Below are 4,573 nucleotides of genomic sequence, written 5' to 3'. Positions count from 1 at the left end.
TTTGAGTCACTTCTTTTTTATCATGTTTGGGCAATTAATTTTACAACTTACCAAATTATGGAGATTTTATTGTATTTTTTTATGAAAAAATAGAACTTTTCACAAAGAATATCGTCTAATTATTAGATATTAAAATGAGCAGGTATATTAAGACGTTTGTATCCAAGCCGCTTGTATGGAAAATATGGAGGGAGCTTAAGGATGGACGGATATAACTTTACCGAAATCGGAATGCTTGTGGGGGCTGCTATAGGTGGCATACTTTCGGTAATAGGCTTTATGCTTTGGCACAGTACAATAACATTTTCATTTGCATTTTTTGGGATAGCTTTGGGTATTTTGGGAGGCCGTATTATGGACAGAAAATTATAGCGAGGCCAAAAATACTCCAATTTCTATAAGCAGAGGGCAATTTCCAAAGTGGAGGGCATTGATTCGGAATAAATTTTTCTTTTATAGAAGATACTATATATACACAATTTTATGTAGAGGAGTGTCACACCATAAGTAGTCAAAACAGTAATAAAATTCTGGAAATTCTTCAGGAGATGGAAAGTATTGAAAGCAAAGTGTGCAACGTAGGAACAGTTTTTACAGAAATCCTGAAAGATGAAATCAATGCAAACGACCAACAACGACTTTATAATGGGCTGAAAAGACTAATAAAAAAATATTCCCGGGAGAAACGAGGCTTAGAAGCCCTTGATGAATTTATAAGGGTTTTAAGCGGAGGAGCATCCTTGGAGGAATTATTGCAAATTGCAAAAGAGGAAGCACAAAACCCTACCATTTCTACAGAAGTTACTGTTAATGATCGATGCTACACAGAAGAAAATATTACACCCGGCTAAATAGAGCCGGGTTTTGGTCCGAAATATTGATAATAATCCACTTTTATATTTCCATTATAGAATTTGCGTTTTTTATCGGCCTTTTTACCGTAAAGCCGTTCGAAATTCTCCGATGGGGTAATTATGTATTTTGACCATGTGTTATATTCGGAGAATGCTTTTCCCATATCCCTGTTTATTATTTCCACTTCTTGTTGTTCGCTTATTCTTTCACCGTAAGGAGGGTTGCATATTATTACACCGTAATCCTCTTTTATTCGAATGTCCCTGAAATCACTGACGAAAAATTCAATACAATCATCAACACCGGCCAAATAGGCATTTTCCTTTGCCAGCTCAACAGCGTCAGGATTGATATCAGAAGCATAGATTTTAAGTTTCACGTCCTGATCAATTGCTTTGAGAGCTGCAACTCTTTCCTCTTTCCAGATATCCTTGCCTATGGCGGGCCATTCCTCAGAGGCAAAGGTTCTGTTGAGCCCGGGAGCTATATTTCGTCCAATAAGCGCGGCTTCAATGGGAATTGTACCGGAACCGCAAAAACAGTCCAATAACGGCCTGGTTTTATTCCAATAGCTAATCATTATCATTGCAGAAGCAAGGGTTTCTTTTATAGGAGCTTCAACGTTTTTTTCTCTGTATCCTCTCTTGTGCAACGCTGTACCGCTTGTATCAATGGTTAAAGTTGCGACATCCTTGAGAAGGGATACTTGTATGGTGTATTCGGGACCGCTTTCTTCAAACCATTCTACGTGGTATTTGGACTTAAGCTTTTCCACCACGGCTTTTTTTACAATTGCCTGGCAATCGGATATGCTAAAAAGCTTTGACTTTACGGATTTACCCAATACGGTGAATTTGCCGTCCTGTGTTATCCATTTCTCCCAAGGAAGGGCATAAGTTTTGTCGAAAAGCTCTTCAAAGGTCAAAGCTTCAAATTCACCTATTTTAAGAAGTACCCTGTCGGCACATCTGAGCCAGAGATTTGCCCGGGGAATACTTGATATATCACCTTTAAACATTATTTTACCGTTTTCGACGGTTACATCATTAAAACCAAGCTTTATTACCTCGTGCTTTACTGCAGATTCCACACCGGCTGCTGCTGTTGCTATAAGCTCAACTTCTTTCATATCTCCTCCGTCAAAAATATAAATTCATAAAATATAAAGTCGATTTATGAAATAAAACGCATAAAATATTACACAATCAAAATTTAGGATTGCCAATAGAAAAGGAATGAATGCATACTTACTTGTTGAATTTTTTATACGATTTTCTGGCATTGTCGAGAATATTTACTCCGATAGAGGTTATTTTCTCAAGCATAACCTTGTCCTCCACCTTTTTAACGGCCTTTTCCATAAGGCTTTGAAAGGTTTTGCCGTCATGGGGGAAGGTCACGAAAACCGCATAGTAGTAGTCGTCATAATTTATATTCAGGCTTTTAAGTCCGTTTCTTACATTGATTTGGATTTTCTCAAGGACCTTTTGAGCACCGGGAGCGTTGGTAAAAGGCAGTATGACAAGGATGTCCCTGTTTGCATTAAGAATAGCGGTATCTGTGGACCGCAAAGAATGCTTTACCTTTTCGATTGCTATATTCTGGATTTGATCTTGAAGCTCCCCGGACATCTCTTTGGACTGTTCCGACGATTCTTTTTTTAAGTTGACCGGGGACATAAGGATTACGGACAGGCTCTGACCTGCCCTTGAGGCTACTTTAAACTCTTTGGATATGTAGTCCTCTATCGACATAGAAATAACATGCGCACTGTCAAATTCATACCTGAAGCGCTGCCCTATTTTTAGCACACTTCTTACGGAATTTTCAAGGCGCTTGGTCGAGTACGGCTTTAAAATATAGTCACTTGCTTTGAACTTGAGAGCTGCATGGCGATAGCCTGCATTGTCCGATTTGGTAGCAATAATAATAGGAGTGTTGGCGGTCTTGGAATTGTTTCTGATTGCCGACAGCACTTCAAGGCCTTCTTTTTCTACAGGAAAAGCTATATCCATAATTATCAGGGTTATAGAACCGAGGTCTTCGAAAATGGTGTAAAATTTTTTTAGACTGTCGGCCTCGATAAAGTTATATTCCCCGATATTGTCAAAAATTATTTTGGTTTTTTCTCTTTCGTATTCGGAATAATCAATAAGCAATACTGTACCATCCATTATTTTATACCCTTGCTTTCATTTATCTGATTTATAAATTAATTTTAACACAATTTTTCTACAAATAACAGATAGTTCAATCTATTGTTTTGGTGAATTTTTTGCTTTTTAGACAAACTTTTTCAATGATGTTCATTATGGTTCTTTATTATATTCTTATTTTATATTAAAATATAATTATAATACAATGTTTTTAAAATCCCGCAGTACGGTAGAAAGGATAAATAATATGCTGTTAAAGGTTAGGAAATCAAAAGTCAAAGGTAATATACGGATTCCGGGTTCGAAGTCCCATACTATAAGGGCTCTGTTTTTTGCAAGCCTTGCCGGGGGAAAATCCGAAATCCGAAGCCCATTGATATCGGATGATGCATTATCTGCTGTAGCGGTTTGTAAGGCATTAGGGGCTAAAATTGAAAAACAGGACGATAAATATATCGTAGAAGGGTTTGGAAAAGAACCTGTCATTCCTGAGGATGTTATAAATGTTGGCAATTCGGGTACCACACTTCGCTTCGGAGTAATGACAGCTGCCTTGGGCGATGGTTGTTCGGTTTTTACCGGAGACTGGCAAATAAGGCAAAGACCTTTGGGGCCCTTGCTTTGTGCCATAAACAACCTGGGTGCCGAGGCCTATTCTACCAGAAACAACGGCAAAGCACCTGTAGTGGTAAAAGGAAAACTTAAAGGCGGAAAAACGGAGCTTGATTCTGTTACATCCCAATATCTCTCGTCAATATTGATTAATTCACCTCTTCTTCCTTTGGATACCGAAGTAATCGTTACAAGACTTAATGAGGTTCCTTATGTGGATATAACTTTGTGGTGGCTTGATAAACTGGGAATAAAGTATGAAAATCACGGTTACAAGACCTTTTATATAAGGGGAGGGCAGGAATATAAGCCCTTAAACGTTACAATACCCGGTGATTTTTCCTCGGCAACCTTTTTTGCCGTTCAGGCTGCCATATCGGGAGAGGAGTTTGTGTTGGACAATTTGGATATGACGGACCCCCAGGGAGACAAGACGGTATTTGCAATATTGGAAGATATGGGGGCCAAGGTAAAAGTTGAGGGAAAGAGCGTCAGAATTAAAGGCTGTGAGCTTGTAGGAAGAGAAATAGATATGAATGCAATACCCGATGCACTGCCGGCCATGGCTGTTGCGGGATGTTTCGCAAAAGGCGAGACAAGGCTTGTAAATGTACCCCAGGCACGAATTAAGGAAACTGACAGGATTCATGTAATGTGTGAGCAGCTAAGAAAGATGGGCGCGGATGTAATGGAGCTCGAAGACGGACTTGTTATTAGAGAAAGCAAACTAAAAGGATGTAAACTGGAAGGATACGGAGACCACCGTATAGTCATGTCCTTGGCTATAGCAGGCTTGAATGCGGAGGGAGAGACCATTATTGACACGGCTGAGGCAGTTAATGTTACTTTTCCGGAATTTATAAGCTTTTTATCCCAATGTGGAGCCGATATATCCACTTGTGAATGAGAATTGCAAAAAAATAGTATTATTTTATAATGTTTTATATTAT

5 protein-coding genes are annotated in these 4,573 nt (G+C 38.8%); 3 read left to right on the top strand and 2 right to left on the bottom strand.

Annotation, left to right across the window (positions count from 1 at the left end):
- The first annotated feature begins 201 nt into the window (after nucleotides 1–201).
- Together PLH43_RS13100 and PLH43_RS13095 are read left to right on the top strand one after the other, a co-directional pair.
- Nucleotides 202–372, top strand: coding sequence for a hypothetical protein (locus PLH43_RS13100; protein ID WP_324363844.1), 171 nt, complete (start codon nucleotides 202–204; stop codon nucleotides 370–372).
- 176 nt (nucleotides 373–548) lie between these two features.
- Nucleotides 549–851 carry a hypothetical protein gene (locus tag PLH43_RS13095; protein ID WP_324363842.1) on the top strand — a complete coding sequence of 101 codons (303 nt, stop codon included), beginning with the start codon at nucleotides 549–551 and terminating at the stop codon, nucleotides 849–851.
- On the opposite strand, the gene PLH43_RS13090 is transcribed toward PLH43_RS13095, so the two are convergent.
- Together PLH43_RS13090 and PLH43_RS13085 are read right to left on the bottom strand one after the other, a co-directional pair.
- The gene (locus tag PLH43_RS13090; RefSeq protein WP_324363840.1) at nucleotides 848–1,984 is read right to left on the bottom strand and encodes a class I SAM-dependent RNA methyltransferase; all 1,137 of its coding nucleotides are present in this window, start codon (nucleotides 1,982–1,984) and stop codon (nucleotides 848–850) included. The genes PLH43_RS13095 and PLH43_RS13090 overlap by 4 nt on opposite strands.
- Nucleotides 1,985–2,102: 118 nt before the next feature.
- Entirely contained in the window at nucleotides 2,103–3,029 is a 927-nt protein-coding gene (locus PLH43_RS13085) for a response regulator (RefSeq protein ID WP_324363838.1), read from the bottom strand.
- A gap of 229 nt (nucleotides 3,030–3,258) precedes the next feature.
- Between PLH43_RS13085 and aroA the strand changes: the two genes are divergently transcribed.
- Nucleotides 3,259–4,530: a 3-phosphoshikimate 1-carboxyvinyltransferase gene (gene aroA / locus PLH43_RS13080; RefSeq protein WP_324363836.1), complete on the top strand. Its 1,272-nt coding sequence runs from the start codon at nucleotides 3,259–3,261 to the stop codon at nucleotides 4,528–4,530.
- Nucleotides 4,531–4,573: the final 43 nt, after the last annotated feature.

Origin of the sequence: Acetivibrio sp., assembly GCF_035371925.1 — a bacterium.
Classification (GTDB): Bacteria; Bacillota; Clostridia; order Acetivibrionales; family Acetivibrionaceae; genus Hungateiclostridium.
The sequence above is the reverse complement of the archived record's forward strand: the minus strand, read 5'-3'. Positions and strand labels throughout refer to the sequence as shown.